Origin of the sequence: Streptosporangium sp. NPDC049644 (assembly GCF_040675205.1) — a bacterium.
Lineage (GTDB): Bacteria > Actinomycetota > Actinomycetes > Streptosporangiales > Streptosporangiaceae > Streptosporangium > Streptosporangium fukuiense.
In genome coordinates, this window is record NZ_JBFAOJ010000031.1 from 1 (window position 1) to 21,723 (window position 21,723).

Here is a 21,723-nt window from a genome sequence, read left to right on the forward strand (position 1 = left end):
CCATCGACTCGAACCCGCCGAATCCGCTAGGATTGCGACCACCCTGTCTCCAGGGCAACCCCTCTAACTTACTCCAACATCCGGTCGATGTCCAACTCATGCGGACACGCCCGACCTGTCGGGAAAGCGAGAGGGTTTTGCCGGGCACTCCGCCCACCCGGGAGATTCTGGATCCGGGGGCTCGTTGCCCTGCGAGAAGAACACTACCAGGACTCTCACGTCACAGAGACAACTTGCCAACCATCCCCGGGGCTCGCGCGTCCCAAACAGTCATAGAAAGTCGAAGTGCGCAACCAGACGTCAAGCCATTCGCAATCGACTCTGGATACGAAGTAGGCGCGAGGGTCAGGATCCTGACTCCGCCGTGGAGGTGAGCACCATGACCCGCTCGGAGTTCGACGACATCCGCGCGCACATCGACGCGGAGGCCAACCACCCAGGTGACTTGTTGAGGGTCGCCAGGTCTCTGCTGAACGACCTTGAAGACGCACGCATGCGAGAGGCGACCCTCCGCGCCTACTACCTGCGTCTCCTCACTGCGGCTCGGGCAACGGTCGCCGCGGAGGCGGCCGGCTACCCGGAACCGCTGACCTTCCTCACCGACGAGCTCGCCAAACGCGGCCAGCTCCCGACATCCGAGGACGAGGTGAACCGGATCCTGTCAGACGCCCACACAGCGGCCATGCTGCTGGCCTACCTTGAGGAGAATCCTCTCGGAACCACCCCGATGAACGCCGGAGGAGCTCGCGCGCGCAGGTGTGCCGGCACAAGCCGTAGCATCCCCCGATGAGGCGTTCCGCGTCATTGACCTGGTCTTGAACCAAGATCTGCAAGACTCCAGGCATGTTGCAGCGAGGGCTGAATTGGGCTGCGGCGACCCTCGTGGGCGTCTTCGGCTTCGTCTGGACCGGTGTGGTGATCTTCGCGGCCGTCGAGACCTCGGCGTGGACGTGGATCGGGCAGGTCTCCTTCGGGGCCTTCCTGACCTGCTGGGCTCTTTACAAGGCGAGCCTGCTGGTGCGTCGCGCCAAGCCCGGTTTCGTTCCGCGGCATCGCCGGGTGCGGGCCGGACGGGCTACAGCCCCGTGACGGCACCTCAGGTCGGCCCCGGCCCCCTCCCCGCTCTTCAGTGACCATGGAGGCACCGGGCGGACCGGTCACGGACAACGCAGAAGGCCCTGATCTCCAGGAGATCAGGGCCTTCATTGGTAGCGGGGACAGGATTTGAACCTGCGACCTCTGGGTTATGAGCCCAGCGAGCTACCGAACTGCTCCACCCCGCGTCGGTGTGTGCTTGAACATTAGCCGGAACTCCCCTCCGGGTGCAAATCAACACGGGGACGCGGGTTGACATATCCCTCGCCACCCACTCGCGGATGACCCGGCCGCGGTGTGATCACGCAGGTCGGACGGTCGTGGCCGAAGGCATCGCCCTCATCCGCCACCTCGCGCACGGACGGGCATCAGAGCTTGGGCGGTGAACGCTTCACCCCGGCTGTGGACCCCACGCGAGAGCCGCGCGGCCCCGATTCGGAAGAGCCGGGGGAAACGCAGAAGATCCCGGTCGCCGTTTCCGGCGACCGGGATCTTCATTGGTAGCGGGGACAGGATTTGAACCTGCGACCTCTGGGTTATGAGCCCAGCGAGCTACCGAGCTGCTCCACCCCGCGTCGGTGTATGTATGAACCATACCCGGCTTTGGAGGTGGACGCGAATCGAATAGCGCTGGGCCCCTCTATCGCCCCCTAGGAACTTGGCGGGGGCGACGGTGTCGCCGACGGAGCCGGCGTGCCGGACGGTGTAGCCGAGGGTGACGGGCTGGGAGTGACGCCCGCTGTCTCGGCGGTGTCCTTCAGCTTGCCCAGCGCCTTCTGAAGCTCCTGCTGGGCGGCGCCGTACTCGGTCCAGTTCGGCGGGTTCGCCTGAAGCGCCTCCTGCGCCTTGTCGTACGCCTTCTGCACCTCGTCGATCGACTTGGCCAGTTCGGTGGCCGGCTTGGCCTCCTCCGGCTTCGCCTCACCTGACGTGTTCTCGCCCTGTGGCGCGCTCTGGGTGCCGTCGCCGAAGACCTGTTCCAACGCGCCCTTGAGCGTGTCGGCCGAACCGACCTTGTTGCCGTAGGCCACCAGGACCCGGCGGAGGATCGGGTACGGCTCCTGGCCGGAGGCGGCCGCGATCTCCACGTAGACCGGCTCGATGTAGACCAGGCCGTCGGCGAACGGCAGGGTCAGCAGGTTGCCGTAGCGGACCTTCGCCTGGCCGAGTCCGAGCAGGTTGAGCTCGCCGGAGAACTTGTTCTGGAAGTTGTTCTGTACCTGTCCAGGTCCGGGAATCGTGGTGTTGGACGGCATGCGAAGGATGCGCAGCTTTCCGTAGTCCGGTCCGGGATTGGCGTCCACGGCCATGAACGCCGCCAGGTTGGGACCCTGGCGTGGCACGAACGTGGTCGTCAGCGAGAACGTGGGCGCCGAGGTCTTCGGCATCTTGACCGACAGGTAGTACGGCGGCTGCTTGGTGTCGCCGCCGCCGGACGGGTCGTTCGGGACGTTCCAGAAGTCCTGGCCGCTGTAGAAGGCGTTCGGGTCGGCGATGTGGTACTGGGAGAGCACGTCACGCTGGACCTTGAACAGCGCCTCCGGGTAGCGCAGGTGCTGCTTGAGCTCGGACGACATCTCCGTCTGCGGCTTGATGATGCCGGGGAAGGCCTTGCGCCAGGTCTGCAGGATGGGGTCCTTCTCGTCCCACGCGTACAGGCTGACGGTGCCGTCGTAGGCGTCGACCACGGCCTTCACCGAGTTGCGCATGTAGTTGATCTGGTCGCGCGGCTGCGGCACCACCAGGCGCGGGTCGGTGATGGTGTCCCGCGTCATCGCCTCCAGGCTCTTGCTCTGGGAGTACGGGTAGGCGTTGGAAGTGGTGTAGGCGTCGGTGATCCAGACCACCCTGCCGTCGACGATGGCGGGGTAGGGGTTGTCGTCCAGGCTCAGGAACGGCGCCACCTTGGCGATGCGCTCCTGCGGGTTGCGCTCGTAGAGGATCTTGGAATTCGGGTTGATGTCGCCCGACAGCAGCAGGTTGATCTCACCGTACTTGGCGGCGTAGAGCATCCTGTTGATGAACGAACCGACGGGGACCCCGCCCTTGCCGTCGTAGGTGGTGTTCTTCTGGCCGGTGCCGCCGCTCTCGGGGTAGTCGAGCTCCTGCTGCTTCTCCCCGCCGCCGCCGACGACGACGTACTGGGTCGAGGCAGGTGCCTCGCCGAAGTAGATCCGCGACTCCTTGAGCTTCGTCCGCTCCACCAGGGAGCCGGTGACCGGCATGTCCTTGGCGTCGAAGTTGGGCAGGCCCTCGGAGTCGACCTCGTTGCCTGGCGCGGCCACGAAACCGTTGCCGTGGGTGTAGACGAGGTGCCGGTTGATCCAGTTGTTCTGCTCCGCCGGTGGCCCGGTGAGCTCTCGTACGGCCACGATGGTGTCGCGGACCGTGCCGTCCGCGTCGGGGTAACGGTCGACGTCGAGCGGCTCGTGGAAGTCGTAGTAACCGCGGATCCGCTGCTTCTGCTGGTAGGTCTTGGCGACCAGGCTCGGGTCGAGCAGGCGCACGCCGGAGATGGAACTGTCGGCGGTGACGCTGACCTTGCTCGGATCACCCTGAGCCGTGTAGTCGATCACCTCGGCATCGTCTACGCCGTAGGCTTTTCGTGTCGCGTCGATGTTGCGCTTGATGTACTCCTGCTCCTTGCCCTGCTGGTTCGGCTTGACCTGGAACTGCTCGACCAGGGCCGGGTAGACCCCGCCGATCAGGATGGCCGAGAGCACCAGGAGGCCGAAGCCGACGCCGGGCAGCATGCCGCCGGATCGCACGACCCCGGCGAAGAACAGCACGGCGCAGATCAGCGCGATGATCGCCAGGATGTTCTTGGCGGGAAGCACCGCGTTGACGTCGGTGTACGAGGCACCGTGTCTGAAGCCCCGGTCGGAGAACACCAGCCCGTACCGGTCGTACCAGTAGGCGACCGCCTTCAGCAGCACGAAGATGCCGAGCAGCACCGACAGGTGCGCCCGAGCGCCACGCGAGGCGTGCACGCCGGGTGACTGGAGCCGGAACCCGCCGTACAGGTAGTGCACGATCGCCGACAGCAGGGCGGACAGCACCACCGCGACGAACAGGAAGTTCAGCACCATCCGGATGAAGGGATAGGTGAACATGAAGAAGGAGATGTCGTAGCCGAACTGCGGGTCGGTCTCACCGAACGGCGTCGCGTTGATGAACTCCAGCCAGGTCTTCCACTGGCCGGAGAAGGACGATCCCGCGAACAGGCCGAGCACCGCCACACCGATCAGGAAGATCAGCTTGCGGTGCGGGTCAAGGGCCATCCGATACCGGTCGGCACCGCTGGCGCCGCCGAACATCCCGGGGCCGAACATCGGCCGCATCCGGTACGCCATCAGCATGTTGCCGCCGACAATGCCGACCATCAACAGCGCACCGACGATGAACAGGAGGATCTGTGTGATGATCACGCCGGAGAAGACGGCCGTGTAGTCGACCGCTTCGTACCAGAGGTAGTCGGTGAAAATACCGGCAAAGAGGAAGAATAACGCGACTATCACGACCAGAGTGATCGCGACGGGAAGTAGCAGTCGTGGCCGGCGGGGCAAGCGCATTGCCCTACCGGCTCCGGGGGTCCGGAAGCTCAAGGCCAACCCCTTGTCGTAAGAGCACGGTCCGTGTCTGGAAACCTACACCGGCGAGAGTTGGGGCGCGCTTAGCCTTTCGGGCACGGTCCGGCCACAACGTCCGCTGGTATCGGGTCCACCGGTAGCAACGCACAGGGGTCCTGATGAGTGCCCCATGACGAACTTCTGACCCGAAAATTCAACTTTCTTTGCAAATCGGGCATCACACTCATATCGCCATCGAGCTCGCGGAGCCACTCCTCCGGCGGGAACCGCGTGCACCATGACGTCCTGGCGCACGGCCGGTCTCCGGGCCGGCTCCGGCGTCAGCCGGTCGGGCAGCTCTGCACGGAACCCGAGCCGGTACGGATCGAGTCGATCGCCTGAACGGCCTCGCGCAGCGTCTCGACCTTGACCAGCCTGAGCCCGTCCGGGATCGCCCTGACCGCCTCGGCGCAGTTGTCGGCCGGGGTCAGGAAGACCGTCGCGCCGGCCCTCCTGGCACCGACCATCTTCTGCTGGATGCCGCCGATCGGGCCCACGTCACCCTCCGCGGTGATCGTCCCGGTCCCCGCGATGGACTTGCCGCCGGTCAACGGCCCAGGGGTGAGCTTGTCGACGATGCCCAGGGAGAACATCATCCCCGCGCTCGGCCCGCCGACGTCGCCAACATTGATCTTGACTTCGAAGGGGAACTTGTAACCCACCCGCATGGTGATGCCCACGATGGGCGCTCCGTCCTTGCCGGCGACGGTAGGGACGGCGATGGTCAGGCTCTGGGTGCCACGGTTGACGACGAAACTGACCTCTTCCCCCGGCTTGTGCTTGCGGACGGAGGACGAGACGGTCTCCCTGTCGGCCACGGGCGTGCCGTCCACCGAGACGATCTCGTCACCGGCCTTGAACTTCCCGTCGGCCGGCATGCCCTTCTCCGTGGAACCCACGGTCACGATCGAGTTGTAGGGAATCCTCAGCTCGGTCAGCGCCGCCGCGGTCGCGTCGTCCTGGGAGTTCGTCATCTCCTGGGTGTTCTGCTCCTCGACCTCCTTGGCGGTGGTCGCCGGAGGGAAGATCGTCTCCTCGGGCACGACCGCGATGGTGGGATCGATCCATCCCCTGAGCGCGCTGAACAGATCGATCCTGGTGCCGGGACCGCCCTGGTAGGCGACGGTGACGAGGCTGAGCTTGCCGTCGGTCGGATACGTCTGGTGTCCCTCGATGCTGATCACCGGTTTACCGTCGACGTCGCCGATGGTGTTCTCGGTCGGCCCGGGGCTCAGCACGACGTACGGCACCGGCAGCACGGCGCCGATCAGCGCGAGCATGAGCGTGAGAAAGCCCGCCACCATCAAAGTCAGGGCTCGTCGGGACATGGACAAAGCCTATGCCGTACGACAGGTCATGAAACCGCACCCGGACGCCGCCGCGCCGACGGGCACATACCCGTCAGTCGAGATCAATCGCAGGCTCCCACCCACTCGGAGGACCCGTCGGTGAAAAACTGGTTCTTCCAGATGGGGACCTGGCTCTTGAGATCGTCGATCAGCCTTCTGGACGCCTCGAACGCCTCACCGCGGTGCGGCGCGGCGACCGCCACGACGACCGCGACATCGCCGAGCCTCAGGTCGCCGACCCGGTGGACGGCTGCCAGGGCGGTCACCGGGAAGTCCGCGGCGACCTTCTCGGCCACCCTGCGCAGCTCGCCCGGGGCGCTCGGGTGTGCCGAGTAGGACAGGCTCGTGACCGGCCTCCCGTGATCCTCTTCTCGTACCGTGCCGACGAAGACCGTCGTACCGCCCGCTGCGTGATCGCCGACGGCGGCGAGCACCTCGTCGACGGAGAGCGTGCTGTCGCGAATATCGAGCAACCGGATGACATCCACGCACAGAGTCTATGGCGACGCTGCGTGTCGCGGTGAGGCCGCTCTTACCCGGCTCTGTACCACCGGCGACGCTGGCACGTCGCGGTGAGGCCGCTCTTACCCGGCTCCTTCCCTCGTCGAGGAAGGCCGCTCGTACCCTCGCGACCTCCCTCTCCTCAGTCCAGTCGCCGGCACGGCCTCACGGGGAAGTCCCTCATGGGGGGCGTGGGGCACGTCCCCAAGGGATTCTTGGTTCGGTCGCCGGCACGGCCTCACGGGGAAGTCCCCCAGGCCATGGGCGTGAGCACGTCCCCAGGGAGAGAAGGGATGGAGGCGGGACATCCCCCGGGGGAGGTTCCTGGTCCGGTTGTCGGCCCCCGCGGGAGCTCGCTCGGGCTCCCTGGGCGGCTCGTCAGGGGCGGCGCTTCTTGCGGGCGGCGCGGACGATCGCCGCGGTGCCGAGGACGGCGACGGTGGCGCCGGCCGCGGTGAGCGTGGCCTCCTTGCCGGACAGGCGGCGGCCCACGACGGCGTGCCTGCCGCCACGCAGCTCCAGAAGCTGCTCGAACGCGGCCTCGTTGGTCCACATCGGCTTCCAGCCGACCTCACGCAGCGTCGTGCAGTCGACCACCCAGGGGTAGACGACATAGTGCAGGTCGGTGGCCGGGGCCGGGGTGACGCCGAGGCGGTGCAGGCGCTGGGCGGTTCCGAAGGTCAGCCCCGCGGGCAGTTCCAGCCGGCGCAGCCCGGAGAGCTCCTCCACCTGCTCCTGCTCCAGCCAGCCCTCTCCTCCGACGGCCACCACCCCGGAGACCGTGCCGAGCGCCGCCATCTCCAGGACCGAGACCAGGTCGTCCACGTGGCAGAACTGCCAGCGCGGGTTGCATCCCTTGACGGTCAGCAGCCGGGGCGCCTCGAAGTGCCGGGTCACCACGCTGTCGACACCGGGGCCGACCACGGCCGCGGGTCTGACCACGGTCACGTCGAGACCCGGGTGGCTGCGCAGGGAGCGCCGGGCCAGTGCCTCGATCTCCAGATGGTCGCCGACCATGCCCGTATCCGGCTCGGCCGCGACCTCGGAGTTCTCAGGCAGCGGGACGGGATTCTCGGGTACGGCCCCGTACACCATGGCGCTGGTGACCAGCACGACCCGCCGCACCCTCGCCGCGGCACTGGCGGTGAGCACCGTCTGGGCCGCGCGCAGGTTGTAGGCGCGTCGCTCCGCGGGGTCGGCGTCGAGCGCGTAGTCACCGGCCAGGTGCACGAGCACGTCAATATCGGATATGCGGTTCGCCAAGAGCGGATCTCGAACATCGAGCACCCGCCATGTGACATCGGGCACATCGCCGCGCTGCTCGTCGATGGCCACGACCCTGCGGAAATCCGCAGACGAGGCGACCTTCGCGAGGAAAGCACGGCCTAGGCCCGAGGCGGCGCCGGTGACGGCGACGACAGGGGGCCGGGAGCGTTTCGAGGTAGGCACCAGGTCCTCACTTTGCACTGACCCGCCATGCGACGGATAACGTGGCGGATGTGGACTCCTCCATCCTGCACGAGGTAGAGCGGTGACTGACTTGCCAGGTCGGGAAAACGACCCCAACGACAATCCGTTCGCCATGTTCGGCGACCCGGAGCAGATCGCAGCGGCAATGCGCCAGTTCGCCGACATGCTCTCCGCTCCGCCGACCTCAGGTCCCGTCAACTGGGACATGGCGAAGAACATCGCACGGCACGTCGTGGTCGCCGAGGGCGATCCCAGTGTCATGGAGGGTGAGCGACGCCAGGTCGTCGACGCCCTGAACCTGGCCGACCTTTGGCTCAATGAGGCCACCTCCCTACCGAGCGGGGTGAGCAACCCCCAGGCGTGGAGCCGTTCGGAATGGATCGAGAAGACCGTCCCCGTCTGGCAGAAGCTCTGTGACCCGATCGCCGCCCGCATGGTCGAGACCATGAGCGGCACGCTCAGCGCCTCCGGTCTGCCCCCGGAGGCTCAGGCCATGGCCGGGCCGCTGATGGGGATGATGAAGCAGATGGGCGGCATGATGGTCGGCCAGCAGATCGGCCAGGCCATCGGCTCGCTCGCCCTGGAGGTGATCGGCGCCACCGACATCGGCCTGCCGCTGTCGGACAGCGCCGCCCTGCTGCCCGGCGGCATCTCGGCGTTCAGTCAGGGTCTGGAGACCCCCGCCGAGGAGATCCGCCTCTATCTCGCCCTGCGCGAGGCGGCCCACCACCGGCTGTTCCAGCACGTGCCGTGGCTGCGCGCGCACCTGCTCGGAGCCGTGGAGGAGTACGCCAGGGGTATCACGGTGGACGCCTCCGCACTGGAGGAGCAGCTCCGCGGGCTTGATCTCAACAATCCCGAGCAGCTCCAGCAGGCGCTGAGCGGCGGCAACCTGCTCAAGCCCGAGGAGACCGAGCGGCAGAAGGCCGCCCTGTCCCGGCTGGAGACCATGCTCGCTCTCGTCGAGGGCTGGGTGGGCACCGTCGTGGACGGCGCCGCGGACGGCAAGCTCCCCTCGGCGACGGCACTGGCGGAGACCGTACGGCGCCGCAGGGCGACCGGCGGCCCCGCGGAGCAGACCTTCGCCACGCTCGTCGGCCTCGAACTCCGGCCCCGCCGCCTGCGCGAGGCCGCCACCCTGTGGCAGGCGCTGGAATCCGACCGGGGCGTCGACGGCCGCGACGCGGTCTGGAGCCACCCCGACCTCATGCCCACCGCCGACGACCTGGACAACCCCGAGGGGTTCGTACGGGGCGAGCCCGAGCTCGACCTGTCGTCCCTGGAGGGATCTCTGCGCGAGCCTCCCGCCGCTCCCGGCGAGGACGACGACAAGGGCGACGACAGGGGCGACACCGGTGGGAGCGGCGCGTGAGCCTGCGCGCCGACGCGCGGGACGTGCTCACGGAATGGACCGCGCCCACGGCGGAGGAGGAGATCCTCCGCAAGGAGTTCCTGGATCACGTACACGCCCATGACGACGCGATGTGGCGCGAGTGCGTCACCGGTCACCTGACGGCCACGACCGCGGTGCTCTCCCACGACGGCGAGCGGGTTCTGCTGACGCTGCACCCCAAGGCCGGGATGTGGCTGCCCATGGGCGGCCACTGCGAGCGCGGCGACACCTCCCTTGAGGCGGTGGCGATGCGTGAGGCCACCGAGGAGTCCGGCATCCCGGGCCTGCGGCTGTTGCCCGGCCCGCTGGCACTCGACCGGCACCGGGTCTGGTGCCATCCGCCGCACAGCAGCCATCTGGACGTGGAGTACGGCGCGGTCGCCCCCGCGGACGTCGAGGCCGTGATCAGCGCCGAGTCGCTCGACCTGCGCTGGTTCCCCGTGGACGAGATCCCCGAACTCTCCGACGAGGCGACCCGCCGCCTGGCCCGCCGCGCCCGCGAGGCCCTGCGCTCCGGCTGACCGACAGCCCGAACCGGTACCGGCTCGGGCTGTCGCGGCTCGGTGCCACTGCGGCTCCGGATCTGGGCGGCGCGGTGACCACTGGGAGATCCTCGGTCTCGGCGGCTTCCCGGAACGCGTGGGTTCCGATGAATCGGTTGATTTCCGGCCGTCTTCCGCAGGCGTTGGACCGTTTTATGCTTGTCTCACCTCTGCCTGGATATCTTCGTTCCCAATCAGGCTGTACAGAGCGGATCGGGGCGCTGTGAGCGTAGACATCGTGGCTGACAGGAGCGCCGGAGGCGCGGTCGTGACGCCGCGGCGGCGCTGGAGGATCCCCACATCCCTCGCCTGGGCCGCGGTCACGCCATTCGCCGCCTGGGCGGTGGCCCGGGTCGCCGGACTCGAACGCGACTCGCTGACCACCCAGCTCATGACCGGTACCCCGTACGTGGCGGCCGCCTCGCTCGTACCGGTGCTGCTGTCGGTGCTGACCCGCAACCGGGCCGCGACGGCCGTCGCGCTGGTCACCACCGCGGCGCTCGGCCTCAGCGTGCTCCCCAGGGCCTTTCGCTCCGGGGATGTGGTGGCGGGAACACCCCTGCGGGTGCTGACGCTCAACACGCTGTTCGGGCACGCCGAGCCCGACGCCGTGATGGATCTGGTCCGGCGGCTGGACCCGGACGTGCTGAGCACCCAGGAGCTGACCCCGGGAATGGTCGGGAAGCTGGAGGCGGCCGGTCTTGGCGGGATCATGCCGTACCAGGTGCTGGAGCCGGAGTGGAGCGCCGGCGGCAGCGGCCTGTACTCCCGGTATCCGCTGACCCCCAGGGAGAACCTGTTCGAGGCGATCGGGCACAACATGCCCGCCGCGCTGATGACCGTCCCCGGCGCCAAGCCCGTCGAGATCATCGACGTGCACCCCTTCCCGCCGCTGGGCAGGCAGGTGTACGACTGGACGGCGGCGCTGGACGCCCTGCCCTCCGCCGCGCCCGACACGATCCGCATCCTCGCGGGCGACTTCAACGCCAGCCTCGACCACGCGGCCATGCGCCGTTTTCTCGACCGCGGCTATCAGGACGCGGCCGACAGCGCCGGAGAGGGGCTGACCCCCACCTGGCCGGTCAACAAGCGCGTCCCGCCGCTGATCACGATCGACCATGTCGTGGTGGACCGGCGGGTGGGCGTGAACACCGTCAGCGTGCACAGCGTTCCCGGCACCGATCACCGGGCCGTCTTCGCCGACCTACGCCTGCCCGCGCTCTGACGGCTCGGGCATCCGGGCCGCTCAGGCCGAGAGCAGTGCCCGGGTGTTGTCCCAGCCTTCGAGGCCCGGGTCGAGGAGGTGGAGGTCTCCGGGAGCGCGCAGGCGATGCCAGCCGGGCCCCCTGGCGACCATACGGCTGCCGGGTGCCGAGGCACGGAGCGCCTTGACCGGGTCAAGGTCGTCGAAGCCCACCGAGGCCCAGCCCGGGTAGGGCAGGTGGGCGGCCAGCGCCACGGTGCCACCGCCCGCGGCAGGGCAGACGGCGATCCGTGCCCGGCCGAGTTCGCGGAAGAGCTTGCCGATGAGCAGCGGAGGCAGGTCGGGCGCGTCGGCGCTCAGCAGGACCGCCTGCTCGCCGTGGGGCAGGGCGGCGAAGGCCGCCTCGACCAGGGCGCTCCCCGAGAGATCGGGGATCTCGACGACAGGGGTGCCCGGCCAGACGATCTCCTCCATGCCCGGGACGCTCGTCACCACGACCGCTGAGACGAAGTCGAGTCCGGCGACGAGTTCGTAGGTGTCCTCGGCGACGGCGGTCAGGAAGTCGGCCGCGTCGATCCCCGGCGGAGCCGCGTCCGCCGAGGAGGGCGTGACGAGAACGGCCACCACTCGATCCTCTGTCAACATTCCTCCGCGGAGCCGTGGGCCGCCGTGGAGAATCCCTCCAGGAAGCCCCGTGCCCGCTCGGCCTTGGGATATCGTTCCACGAGCGCCCAGAAGCGTGAGCCGTGACTCGGCACCAGCAGGTGGACGAGCTCGTGCATGATCACATAGTCCACCACCCACGAGGGCATGCCCCTCAGGCGCGTGGAGATCCTGATGGTTCCGTGATCCGGAGTGCACGAGCCCCAACGGTGCTTCTGGTTCTCCACCCAGCGCACGCTCGACGGTTTCGCCTCCCCGCCCAGGTAGCGGGCCGACAGCTCGACGGCCCGATCGAGGAGGTCGTCGTCCGAGGGACGTCTGCGCTGCTCCTTGGCCGCGAGTCGATCGAGCATACGGCGCACCCACTGTTCCTCGTCGGTGCTACTCAGACCGGCGGGGAGGAGCACGATCGTTTTCTCGCCGTCGCGGTACGCAGAAACCGTCCGCCGGCGGCGAGAACTTCGGCGGACCTCGACTGTCTCGGGGGGCACATATGAACGGTAGCCGAGAATGGCGAATTCACACCAGAGGGTAGAACACGTTCCCGCTGGTCAATCCCCGTTCACCGATTGTTCGGCGGGAGCGATCAAGTGCGGTCACAACTTATCTAATTAACCTGGATATCAGCCGTCTCACGCGTTGCCGAATCGCGGGACCCGCTGTTCTCGCTGAGCCGCCAACCCTTCGAGCATGTCGTCGGAGGCCATGGTGACCGGCTGGGCAAGGGATTCCCAACGCAGCGCGGCGTCGAGATCGGGGTGCCCGCCGCCCGCGAGGGCGACCTTGGTGAGCCGGGTGGCGATCGGCGCGTTGGCGGCGATCCGCGACGCGATGCCCAGCACCTCGGCCATCAGCGACTCACGGGGGAACGCCCTGTTCACCAGCCCCGCGGAGGCCGCCTCCAGCCCCGTCATCGTCCGCCCTGTGAGCAACATCTCCCTGGCCACGCCCACCCCGGCGACCCTGGGCAGCAAGTAGGTGGCCGCCATGCCGGGGTGCAGGCCGAGCGAGGTGAAGGGGGCGAGCAGCTTGGCCTCCTCGGCGGCGTAGACCAGGTCACAGGCGAGGGCGAGGCACAATCCCGCCCCGACGGCGGCGCCGTTGACCGCGGCGATGGTCGGCACCTCCAGATCGGCGATCGTCAACCAGGTCCGGTAGAAGCCGAGCATCCGGTCGCGTAGGGCGGGGACGTCCTCGGTACGCCGCTCCGCGAGCCAGGACAGGTCTCCCCCGGCGCAGAACGCCTTCCCCTCCCCGGTGACGACCACGCACCGCAGTTCGCGGTCCGCCGCGAGGCCGGCGACGGCCTGCCGCCACCGGGCGGTCATCGCGTCGGTCATCGCGTTGCGCAGGTCGGGGAGGTTCAGAGTGAGCACCGCGACACCGTTCTCACGCCGATCAATCAAGATCTCCTTCATGTCGGGAGCGTAGCCCACGACGTTTTCCGCCCGAGGCCGAGGGCGGCCCGCCAGGAGCTGTCCACAGGGCAGGAGTTATCCACAGGCGGCGGGAAAGGCGTCCGGGGGCCCGCGGGGGCGTGGCACGCTGGCACACCCGGCCAGCCTGCTCACCGGCTCTCCCGCAGGCTGCCTCCTTCGAGGAAAGGTCCCTTGATGCGACCACGCCTGAAGCCCGCGCTGCGCCGCGTCGCCCGTGATCGGCGCACCCTGCAGTTCGGCCTGCATCCCCGGCACGCGGTTGTGCTGAGCGATCTGGAACCGGAGGTCCGCCGCTGGGTGGAAAGTCTCGACGGCGTAAGGGATCTCGCGGGCGTGCTGGCCGGCGCCACCGAGGCGGGTCTCGGCGAGGAGCGCGGCCGGACCCTGCTCGATCTGCTGGTCAGCCGGGGTGTGGTGGACGACGCGGCGGCGGGTCCGGGCCCGCTGCGCGCGCTGGCGCTGGCCGAGCGCGACCGGCTCCAGCCCGATCTGGACGCGCTCTCCCTTTCCCCCGGCACGGTCGACGGAGGGCTCGCCGTGCTGGAGCGCAGGCAGCGGGCCCGGGTGCGGGTCTACGGCGCGGGCCGGGTGGGCGCGCAGGTCGTCGCCCTGCTCGCCGCCTCAGGGGTCGGCCACATCTGCGTCGTCGATCCCGGTACGGCCCGGCGGCGGGATGTCGTCCCCGGCGGGCTCGGCTGGACGGAGGTCGGGATGAGCAGGCAGGACGGTGCGGTCGCGGTGGCCAGGAGGCTGGCGCCCGGCCTCACGGCGTCGACCGGCGACGGCGCCGCCCGACCCGCCGACGGGGCCGGGCCACCCGACCTGGCGGTGCTCGCTCCGGTGGTGCCCCTGGACGGTCTCCTGGTCAGAGAACTCGTCGAGTGGGGAATCCCACATTTGCTGGCAACCGCCTTCGAGGCCTTCGGTTCGGTCGGTCCGCTGGTGCTACCTGGACGGAGCACGTGCCTGCACTGTCTAGATTTGACGCGACGCGATCGCGACCCCGGCTGGCCCACTGTCAGTGCGTGCCTGGGCGGCTTCCCCGCAGGGGAGATCGCGTGCGGGACGGCGCTGTCCGCGCTGGTAGCGGCATCGGCTGCCGGTCATGCGCTTGCTTGGATAGACGGCCGTGAACCCGTTGTGACGAACAGCACAATGGAAGTATTGCCAGATTGGACGTGGAAAAGGCGATCCTGGAGTGTTCATCCTCAATGTCGTTGCTTCCGAAACGAGTTGGGTTCGCTAACAATGGTCGCGTCGGCTACCTGCCGCTGACGGACAAGCACAGCGAAGGGAGGGAGCGGCGTCTCGCTGTAACGGGGGACACGCCGCTAACCGAGGTGAGTGACCTTCCGCGTCGCGCCGTTGCGCGCTCTGCAAAGCTGGCGGCCCTTCCCATCGGGTTCGCCGGTCGTACCGCTCTCGGTCTCGGAAAACGGATCGGCGGCAAGTCGGCCGAGATCGTCGCCCAGGAGATCCAGGAACGCACCGCCGAGCAGATCTTCAAGGTTCTCGGAGAGCTCAAGGGCGGGGCGATGAAGCTCGGCCAGGCACTGTCCATCTTCGAGGCGGCGCTGCCCGCCGAGATCGCCGGCCCCTACCGCGCGACCCTGACCAAGCTCCAGGACGCGGCTCCGCCGCTCCCCACCGCGACCGTGCACAAGGTTCTCGTCGAGCAGTTGGGGGACGACTGGCGGGAGAACTTCCAGTCATTCGACGACAAGCCCACCGCGGCCGCCTCGATCGGGCAGGTGCACAAGGCGGTCTGGCACGACGGCCGAACGGTCGCGGTCAAGATCCAGTATCCGGGGGCGGGAAAGGCCCTGCTCTCCGACTTCACCCAGCTGGCCAGGCTCGGCAAGCTCTTCGGGGTGCTGCTGCCGGGTCTCGACATCAAGGCGGTCCTGAACGAGCTGCGCGAGCGGGTGATCGAGGAGCTCGACTACCTGCGCGAGGCCGAGGCGCAGCACGCCTTCGCCCAGGAGTTCAAGGACGACCCCGACTTCCTGATCCCGGACGTCATCGCCGCCAACGAGCAGGTGCTCGTCTCCGAATGGGTCGACGCCACCCCGCTGTCGCGGGTCATCACCGACGGCACCCAGGAGGAGCGCGATCGGGCCGGGCTCCAGCTCGTCCGGTTCCTGTTCTCCTCACCGGCCCGGCTGGGCATGCTCCACGCCGACCCCCATCCGGGCAACTTCCGGATCCTCGACGACGGCAGGATGTGCGTGCTCGACTTCGGCGCGGTCAACCGGCTGCCCGACGGATACCCGCCGCTCTTCGGGAAGCTGACCCGCATCTTCAACAACGGCGACATGGAGACCGTGGTCCAGGGCCTGCGCGACGAGGGGTTCATCCGCCCGCACATCGAGGTCGACACCGAGGCCCTGCGGGCGTTCCTCGCCCCCTACGTCGAGCCGACCTCCGTGGAGGAGTTCTCCTTCAGCAGGGAGTGGCTCCAGCAGCAGGCCGCCATGGCCACCGACCTGCGTCCGAACAACGTGGTGCGCCAGCTCAACCTGCCCGTGTCGTACGTCCTCATCCATCGGGTGCACACGGCGGGAATCGGCGTGCTCTGCCAGCTCGGCGCCACCGCCCGTTTCCGCCAGGAGGTCATCCGCTGGGTCCCCGGATTCGCCGACGAGGACACCGGAGAGCCCACCCTCGCCAGCGCCTGACCGGAGACGGCCCGGCGAGACGCGTAAGGGGCGGTTCGCCGAGACCCGTGAGAGGCGACCCGCCGAATCGCATGGGCACCGACCTGGCGAGATCCCTGAAGGGCGACCTCGGCGAAACGCGTAGCCGGCGGCTCGGCGAGAGCACCGTGAAAAGTGGATCGCCGAGACGCGTGAGGGGTGGCCCGCCGGAGCGGGTCACCCCTCATTCATCTGCCGTGTTCCGCTGTGCCTCCGCTATGCGTCGCCGCCGATCCTCACGGATCAGACGAGGCGCAGGAGCGCGGTGCGCAAACGCGCCGACGCGCGTTCCGCACCACGTTGGGCTCGTTGGAGACGTTGAAGCCCGGCGGCCCTGCGATGCTCCTCCGCCTCACGGTGGAGGGTCTGTATTCGGTCACGTACCAGTTCTTCTTGCATAGACGGCAGGTCGAGCCCCGTGGTGTTGAAGTAGCTCATCGGAGTGGTCCTTTCGGGAACGTGTGATTTCTGGTTGATCGAGTTCTCGGTGGTCTGGGCGATGACCGGATTGTTCAGGCAGCGACCGGGTTCTTGCGCGGACGTCCGCGCGGGCGCTTCCGGGGGACGATCGCCCCCCGCAGAACGAGCTCGCCGCCCCAGACTCCCCATGGCTCCTCGCGCTCCAGTGCGCGGGCCAGGCAGGCCTGGCGGATCGGGCAGCCTCCGCAGAGCGCCTTGGCGAACTCCACGTCCTCCGGAGACTCGGCGAACCACAGGTCAGGGTCGGTACGACAGGGGATTGTGGCTTCGTCGATCAGGTCCATGACCGTCTGGGCCCCCATCTGTTTCACCTCTCAGTTAGGTGTTGATCTTCGGCTACCTCTTGGGTGGGGGTCAGGAATGACGCGGACAAACAAGAAGGCCGCGGATCCTGGTGCGGATCCGCGGCCTGAAGGCTCTTTCCTCGGTCAGATTATGACCGGAGGATGCCTCCAGGGTTGCGGACCGCGCAGTCCACCGTTTCCGATGTGCTTGGTCGTTGCTGCGTAGCTGCCGCCCACCGGGGTCGGGACAGCCGGTGCCTCTGCCGCGAGGGCGAGCAGAGCGAGCCGGCGGTTGGCCTCGGCCCAGAAGCGGACAGGGTTGTCCTGCAGAGCCGGGGCTGCCGCACCACGGGCGAGGGAGACCTGGCTGCCGCAGGGCAGTTCGGTGTTACGGCGCACGGAAGCGAGCCCCATCTGGGACGACATCAGGATGTTCTTCACAGCGGACTCACCTCCATACGTGGATCGTCGGACAGGAACGTCCGACTTGCTTGACCATGACCCTAAACCCGGGCCACCGGAGCGGGCAACATATTTTCTACCTGCGGCTTTGCGACTATCTCACGCGGATCATCGCTTCCTGCACTACCGACACGGCCAGTTCCCCGGACCGGGTGAACATCTCGCCCTTGGCGAGCCCGCGAGCCGCCCCCGACCACGGCGACTCCTGAGCATAGAGCACCCACTCGTCCACCCGGATGGGGCGGTGGAACCACATCGCGTGGTCCAGCGAGGCGCCGGAGACATTGGAGGCGCCCCAGGCCAGGCCGTGGGCCAGCAGCACGGTGTCGACCAGGGTGAAGTCGGAGGCGTAGGCGGCGAGCACCACGTGCAGCAGCGGGTCGTCGGGCAGCTCCGCCTCATAACGGAACCACACGTTGGTGTTTGAACCTCGAAGCTCCGGGTCGCGATGGGCCTCCCAGGTGAGCGGAGTCACATAGCGGGCGTCCACCGGCCGGGGCCTGGACGCCCACTCACGCATCAGTGAGTTCGTCCCCACGATCTGGAGCATCCGGTCCCGGTAAGACGGCAGTTCCTCAGGACCGATCACCTGGGGCATCGTGGCCGCCTGGTGCTCGACGCCGGTCTCCTGCACGTGGAAGGAGGCCGACATGGTGAATATCGCCTTGCCGTGCTGGATGGCCACCACCCGCCGGGTGGTGAAGGAGCGGCCGTCACGGACCCGCTCCACGTTGTAGACGATCGGGATGGCCGGGTCTCCCGGGCGGATGAAATAGGCGTGCAACGAGTGGACGTCGCGGCCCTCGGGCACCGTTCGCCCCGCGGCGACCAGGGCCTGCGCGGCCACCTGACCGCCGAAGACACGCTGGATACGCTCCTCGGGACTGCGTCCCCTGAAGATGTCGAGCTCGATCTGCTCCAGGTCAAGCAGGTCCAGGAGCTCCTTTAACGCCTCGTTCACGCGCCCTCCGTGTGGTGTGCGGTGGAACGGCACAGTTCGAGCACCGCTTCACCGTAACGCTCAAGTTTGACGCGCCCGATTCCCGTGATCGCCAACAGGTCCTGTTCGGAGACCGGTGCCCGCTCGGCGATGGCCTGGAGGGTGACGTCGGTGAAGACCGCCCACTGCGGGAGCTTCTCCTTCTTCGCGACTCCCGTACGCCATGCCTTCAGCGCTTCGAGCAGTGCCTCGTCGTAGTCCGCGGGACAGGCGGCACACCTGCCGAGCTTCTGCTCGGCGGCGGCCATCAGGGTCTTCCCACAGACCCGGCAGCTGATCGGCGCGGCGACCACGCGGCGATCAGCCGCCGCGGGTGTGCGGCTCCGCTGCGTGGCGCGACCGGTCAGCCCGTCCAGGAATCGGGAGGGTTTGCGGGAGCGCCGGCCTCCCGGCGAGCGCGCCAGCGCCCACGACACCCCCAGGTGGGCGCGGGCGCGGGTGACGCCCACGTACAGGAGGCGACGTTCCTCCTCGATCTGCTCAGGGGTCTCCGCGTAGATGATCGGCAGCATGCCCTCGGTGACGCCGACGAGGAAGACCGCGTCCCACTCCAGGCCCTTGGCCGCGTGCAGCGAGGCGAGGGTGACCCCCTCGACCGGCGGCGCGTGCTGCTCACTGGCCCGGCGCTCCAGCTCCGCGACGAAGGCGGACAGGTCCGCGCCCGCGGCGGCGAGGTCCTCGGCGAGGTCGGCCAGGGCCTTCAGCGACTCCCACTTCTCGCGGGCCTTGCCTCCGCCGGGTGGCTCGGGGGTCAGCCCGATGCCGGACAGGATGTGGTGCACGGTCAAGGCGAGCGTGTCGCCGGGTTCGGCGGAGCGTGCGGCGCCGCGCAGCAGCACGACCGCATGACGGACCTCGGGGCGCTCGAAGAACCGGTCGGCGCCGCGCAGCACGTACGGCAGGCCGGCCTTGCTGAATGCCTGCTCGTACGCCTCGGACTGGGCGTTGACCCGGAACAGCACGGCGATCTCGCGGGTCGGCACACCGCCGGTGACGAGTTTCCGCACCGCCCGCGCCACTCCCTCCGCCTCGGCGGTCTCGTCGTCGTACTCGGCGAAAACCGGTTCGGGGCCGTCCGGACGCTGGGCGATCAGGGCGAGCTTGTGCGGGGTCCTCGCCCTGTCGAGCACCCGGTTGGCCAGGGAGACGACCTGGGGGGTGGAGCGGTAGTCACGGACCAGCTTGATCACGGTGGCGTTGGGGTACTCGACCGAGAAACCCGTCAGGTAGCGGGGGGTGGCCCCGGTGAAGGAGTAGATCGTCTGGTTGGGGTCGCCGACCACGCACAGGTCGTCGCGTCCGCCGAGCCAGGTGTCGAGCAGCAGCTTCTGCAACGGGTTGACGTCCTGGTACTCGTCGACCACGAAGTAGCGGTACTGCCTGCGGATCTCGCCTGCCACCTCGCGGTGCTCGGTCATCACGGCCGCGGTGAGCTCCAGGATGGTCTCGAAGTCGACCAGGTGCCGGTCGCGGCGGAGGGTCTCGTACATCTCGTAGAGCCGGGAGACCTCCTCGGCCGGTACGGGCGAGGTCCGGCCGGCCTTCTTCGCTGCCTCCGCGTAGTCTTCGGGGCCGATCTGGGTGACCTTGGCCCACTCGATCTCAGCGGCGATGTCGCGCAGTTCCGAGCGCTCGTGGTTCTTACGCAGGGAGCGGCAGGCGTCGACCAGCAGCGGCAGCTTCGACTCGATCACCCTGGGCGGGTCGCCACCGATGACCCGCGGCCAGAAGTAGGTGAGCTGGCGCAGCGCGGCGGCGTGGAAGGTGCGCGCCTGCACGCCCGGCGCGCCGAGCTGGCGCAACCGCTGCCTGAGCTCACCGGCCGCGCGTGTGGTGAACGTCACCGCAAGCACCCCCTGGGCGTCGACCACCCCGTTGCGGACGGCGTGCGCGATGCGATGGGTGATGGCACGGGTCTTGCCCGTCCCCGCGCCGGCAAGGACGCAGACCGGTCCCCGGACGGCTTCGGCCACCTCACGCTGCTCCGGATCCAGCGCCGCCAGAATGTCGTCGGGCCTCACAGAGCCTCCTTACAAGCAGTCGAACGGACCGGGCCGCAACATCCTCCCAGGCTCTGGCCAAACCTTGCTCATTCTGGCAACATGCCGCCTTCAACCTGTATCGATCACCGAGATGCAGAAAGTGGGCCTTTTGCCCCACAATGGGGTGCGACTGGTTCCGGGGAAGGAAGAGGCCCGTGCGAAGTTGGGTAACCGTGGGTGCGCTCGCTCTGGCGGCGGCGATGGTTGGACCCGCGGTGGTGGACGCGACCGCGCCCGCATACGCGATCTCAGCACCGACCCGGATCGGTGGCGAGAAGACGGGCAAGGCCACCCCGACGCCGGCTCCGTCTCCGTCTCCGTCTCCGAGCACGGAGGCCGCACCGCTGGCCCAGGGCACCCTTGTCGAAACCGTGGCCTACGGCCGGCACGTGCGCCAGCGCATGGACGTCTGGTACCAGCCCGACGAGCTGAAGCGACCTGGCGTCTTCCTGGTCCACGGCGGCTGGTGGTCCTCGGGTGACAAGAAGTACATGACCGAGGTGAGCCGTAGCTACGCCGAGCAGGGCTACGTGGTCTTCAACATCAACTACCGTCTCTCCGGCGACGCCTCCTGGCCGGCCCAGCGCACCGACACCTTCGGTGCCATCGCCACCGCGCGGCGGCACGCGGCGCGCTGGTCCTTCGACCCGAACAACTACGTGGTTGTCGGCTTCTCCGCCGGAGGCCATCTGGCCACCGCCGTCGGCACCTACAAGAGCCGGCTGTCCGGCCTGCGCGGCGTGGTCGGCATCTCTCCGGTGATCTCCCCGCTCACCGCGTACACCGAGGGCATCGACAGCCTCGACCCGAACAAGCGCAAACTGCGTGATTCAGCCATCAAGCTCGCCGGGGGCTGCGAGCCCACCGGCAAGTGCGCCAGGGTGTGGGCCAGCATGGAGGTGCCGTGGCACGCGAGCCGCGGCGACGCGCCCATGCTGATCGTGCACTCGTCGGACGAGTTCGTGTCGGCGGAGCACAGCAAGCAACTCAAGGAGCACCTGCAGCAGGTCGGCGTGCCGGTGACGGTGCTGACCGAGCAGGGCATCGAGCACAGTGCGCCTCTTTACCGGTTGCCCGGCGTGGCGGAGCGGGTCCAGCAGTGGGTCGCGGAGAAGCTTCTCGCATCGGGAAGATGAAGGACTCTCGCTTTGTTGCCAATGGCGCCGGACATCACATGAGGGGATTTTTCACGACATGGCGCTGACTGTGTACACCACCACCTGGTGCGGCCCCTGCAAGCGGTTGAAGAGCCAGCTCAGCCGCGAGGGCATCTCCTACAACGAGGTCGACATCGAGAGCGATCCGGACGCGGCCACGTTCGTCATGAGCGTCAACAACGGCAACCAGGTCGTGCCCACCGTCGTGGTCGACTCCCCCACCGGCCGGATCGTCAGGACCAACCCGTCGGTGATCGAGGTCAAGCGCATCCTGGCGGGCGCGGGCGTGTAACCGTCCCCCCGCACCACCCGAGCCC

General features: G+C 68.3%; 21 protein-coding genes and 2 tRNA genes. 9 read left to right on the top strand and 14 right to left on the bottom strand.

Going from position 1 to position 21,723, the window contains the following annotated elements; translation table 11 throughout:
• Positions 1 to 379 precede the first annotated feature (379 nt).
• Both AB0J58_RS19255 and AB0J58_RS19260 read left to right on the top strand, forming a co-directional pair.
• Positions 380 to 790, top strand: coding sequence for a hypothetical protein (locus AB0J58_RS19255; protein WP_364217346.1), 411 nt, complete (start codon positions 380 to 382; stop codon positions 788 to 790).
• Positions 791 to 843: 53 nt separating this feature from the next.
• On the top strand, positions 844 to 1,089 hold the full coding sequence (locus tag AB0J58_RS19260) for a hypothetical protein (protein ID WP_364217348.1): 246 nt from the start codon (positions 844 to 846) through the stop codon (positions 1,087 to 1,089).
• Between the two features lie 117 nt (positions 1,090 to 1,206).
• Here AB0J58_RS19260 and AB0J58_RS19265 read toward each other — a convergent pair.
• The 6 genes from AB0J58_RS19265 to AB0J58_RS19290 form a co-directional block, all read right to left on the bottom strand.
• A tRNA-Met gene (locus AB0J58_RS19265) sits at positions 1,207 to 1,283 on the bottom strand.
• A gap of 310 nt (positions 1,284 to 1,593) precedes the next feature.
• A tRNA-Met gene (locus AB0J58_RS19270) sits at positions 1,594 to 1,670 on the bottom strand.
• Between the two features lie 75 nt (positions 1,671 to 1,745).
• A complete protein-coding gene (locus AB0J58_RS19275) occupies positions 1,746 to 4,667 on the bottom strand; it encodes a UPF0182 family protein (RefSeq protein WP_364217350.1) in 2,922 nt (973 codons plus the stop codon).
• 338 nt (positions 4,668 to 5,005) lie between these two features.
• Positions 5,006 to 6,052 carry a PDZ domain-containing protein gene (locus AB0J58_RS19280; RefSeq protein ID WP_364217351.1) on the bottom strand — a complete coding sequence of 349 codons (1,047 nt, stop codon included), beginning with the start codon at positions 6,050 to 6,052 and terminating at the stop codon, positions 5,006 to 5,008.
• An 83-nt stretch (positions 6,053 to 6,135) separates the two neighbouring features.
• Complete coding sequence (locus AB0J58_RS19285; RefSeq protein WP_343977285.1) at positions 6,136 to 6,561, bottom strand: molybdenum cofactor biosynthesis protein MoaE; 426 nt, start codon at positions 6,559 to 6,561, stop codon at positions 6,136 to 6,138.
• 391 nt (positions 6,562 to 6,952) lie between these two features.
• The gene (locus tag AB0J58_RS19290; protein WP_343977502.1) at positions 6,953 to 8,026 is read right to left on the bottom strand and encodes an NAD-dependent epimerase/dehydratase family protein; all 1,074 of its coding nucleotides are present in this window, start codon (positions 8,024 to 8,026) and stop codon (positions 6,953 to 6,955) included.
• 79 nt (positions 8,027 to 8,105) lie between these two features.
• Here AB0J58_RS19290 and AB0J58_RS19295 point away from each other — a divergent pair, with 79 nt between their 5' ends.
• From AB0J58_RS19295 to AB0J58_RS19305, 3 genes are all read left to right on the top strand, one after another.
• Positions 8,106 to 9,416 (top strand): zinc-dependent metalloprotease, encoded by a 1,311-nt coding sequence (locus tag AB0J58_RS19295; RefSeq protein WP_364217353.1) that lies wholly within the window; start codon positions 8,106 to 8,108, stop codon positions 9,414 to 9,416.
• Positions 9,413 to 9,958, top strand: coding sequence for an NUDIX domain-containing protein (locus AB0J58_RS19300; RefSeq protein WP_343977291.1), 546 nt, complete (start codon positions 9,413 to 9,415; stop codon positions 9,956 to 9,958). Before AB0J58_RS19295 ends, AB0J58_RS19300 begins: the two co-directional genes overlap by 4 nt.
• A 259-nt stretch (positions 9,959 to 10,217) precedes the next feature.
• Positions 10,218 to 11,204, top strand: coding sequence for an endonuclease/exonuclease/phosphatase family protein (locus AB0J58_RS19305; RefSeq protein WP_364217355.1), 987 nt, complete (start codon positions 10,218 to 10,220; stop codon positions 11,202 to 11,204).
• 21 nt (positions 11,205 to 11,225) lie between these two features.
• Here the strand turns inward: AB0J58_RS19305 and AB0J58_RS19310 are convergent, their stop codons facing one another.
• From AB0J58_RS19310 to AB0J58_RS19320, 3 genes are all read right to left on the bottom strand, one after another.
• The gene (locus AB0J58_RS19310; RefSeq protein WP_364217357.1) at positions 11,226 to 11,807 is read right to left on the bottom strand and encodes a hypothetical protein; all 582 of its coding nucleotides are present in this window, start codon (positions 11,805 to 11,807) and stop codon (positions 11,226 to 11,228) included.
• A 14-nt stretch (positions 11,808 to 11,821) separates the two neighbouring features.
• Positions 11,822 to 12,337 carry a M48 family metallopeptidase gene (locus tag AB0J58_RS19315; protein WP_030910429.1) on the bottom strand — a complete coding sequence of 172 codons (516 nt, stop codon included), beginning with the start codon at positions 12,335 to 12,337 and terminating at the stop codon, positions 11,822 to 11,824.
• 141 nt (positions 12,338 to 12,478) lie between these two features.
• Positions 12,479 to 13,264 carry an enoyl-CoA hydratase-related protein gene (locus AB0J58_RS19320; protein WP_364217359.1) on the bottom strand — a complete coding sequence of 262 codons (786 nt, stop codon included), beginning with the start codon at positions 13,262 to 13,264 and terminating at the stop codon, positions 12,479 to 12,481.
• Positions 13,265 to 13,459: 195 nt separating this feature from the next.
• Between AB0J58_RS19320 and AB0J58_RS19325 the strand changes: the two genes are divergently transcribed.
• On the top strand, positions 13,460 to 14,560 hold the full coding sequence (locus tag AB0J58_RS19325) for a ThiF family adenylyltransferase (protein WP_364217360.1): 1,101 nt from the start codon (positions 13,460 to 13,462) through the stop codon (positions 14,558 to 14,560).
• A 65-nt stretch (positions 14,561 to 14,625) separates the two neighbouring features.
• A complete protein-coding gene (locus AB0J58_RS19330) occupies positions 14,626 to 15,963 on the top strand; it encodes an AarF/UbiB family protein (RefSeq protein ID WP_364217362.1) in 1,338 nt (445 codons plus the stop codon).
• Positions 15,964 to 16,224: 261 nt separating this feature from the next.
• On the opposite strand, the gene AB0J58_RS19335 is transcribed toward AB0J58_RS19330, so the two are convergent.
• From AB0J58_RS19335 to AB0J58_RS19355, 5 genes are all read right to left on the bottom strand, one after another.
• Positions 16,225 to 16,419 carry a hypothetical protein gene (locus AB0J58_RS19335; protein ID WP_364217364.1) on the bottom strand — a complete coding sequence of 65 codons (195 nt, stop codon included), beginning with the start codon at positions 16,417 to 16,419 and terminating at the stop codon, positions 16,225 to 16,227.
• Between the two features lie 74 nt (positions 16,420 to 16,493).
• Positions 16,494 to 16,763, bottom strand: coding sequence for a WhiB family transcriptional regulator (locus AB0J58_RS19340; protein WP_030910441.1), 270 nt, complete (start codon positions 16,761 to 16,763; stop codon positions 16,494 to 16,496).
• Positions 16,764 to 16,889: 126 nt separating this feature from the next.
• Positions 16,890 to 17,186 (bottom strand): hypothetical protein, encoded by a 297-nt coding sequence (locus tag AB0J58_RS19345; protein ID WP_364217366.1) that lies wholly within the window; start codon positions 17,184 to 17,186, stop codon positions 16,890 to 16,892.
• 115 nt (positions 17,187 to 17,301) lie between these two features.
• Positions 17,302 to 18,168 carry an acyl-CoA thioesterase II gene (gene tesB / locus AB0J58_RS19350; protein WP_343977317.1) on the bottom strand — a complete coding sequence of 289 codons (867 nt, stop codon included), beginning with the start codon at positions 18,166 to 18,168 and terminating at the stop codon, positions 17,302 to 17,304.
• On the bottom strand, positions 18,165 to 20,228 hold the full coding sequence (locus tag AB0J58_RS19355; protein ID WP_364217368.1) for an ATP-dependent DNA helicase UvrD2: 2,064 nt from the start codon (positions 20,226 to 20,228) through the stop codon (positions 18,165 to 18,167). Before AB0J58_RS19355 ends, tesB begins: the two co-directional genes overlap by 4 nt.
• 176 nt (positions 20,229 to 20,404) lie before the next feature.
• Here AB0J58_RS19355 and AB0J58_RS19360 point away from each other — a divergent pair, with 176 nt between their 5' ends.
• Both AB0J58_RS19360 and AB0J58_RS19365 read left to right on the top strand, forming a co-directional pair.
• Complete coding sequence (locus tag AB0J58_RS19360; RefSeq protein ID WP_364217370.1) at positions 20,405 to 21,385, top strand: alpha/beta hydrolase; 981 nt, start codon at positions 20,405 to 20,407, stop codon at positions 21,383 to 21,385.
• Positions 21,386 to 21,443: 58 nt separating this feature from the next.
• A complete protein-coding gene (locus AB0J58_RS19365; RefSeq protein ID WP_343977326.1) occupies positions 21,444 to 21,698 on the top strand; it encodes a mycoredoxin in 255 nt (84 codons plus the stop codon).
• Positions 21,699 to 21,723: the final 25 nt, after the last annotated feature.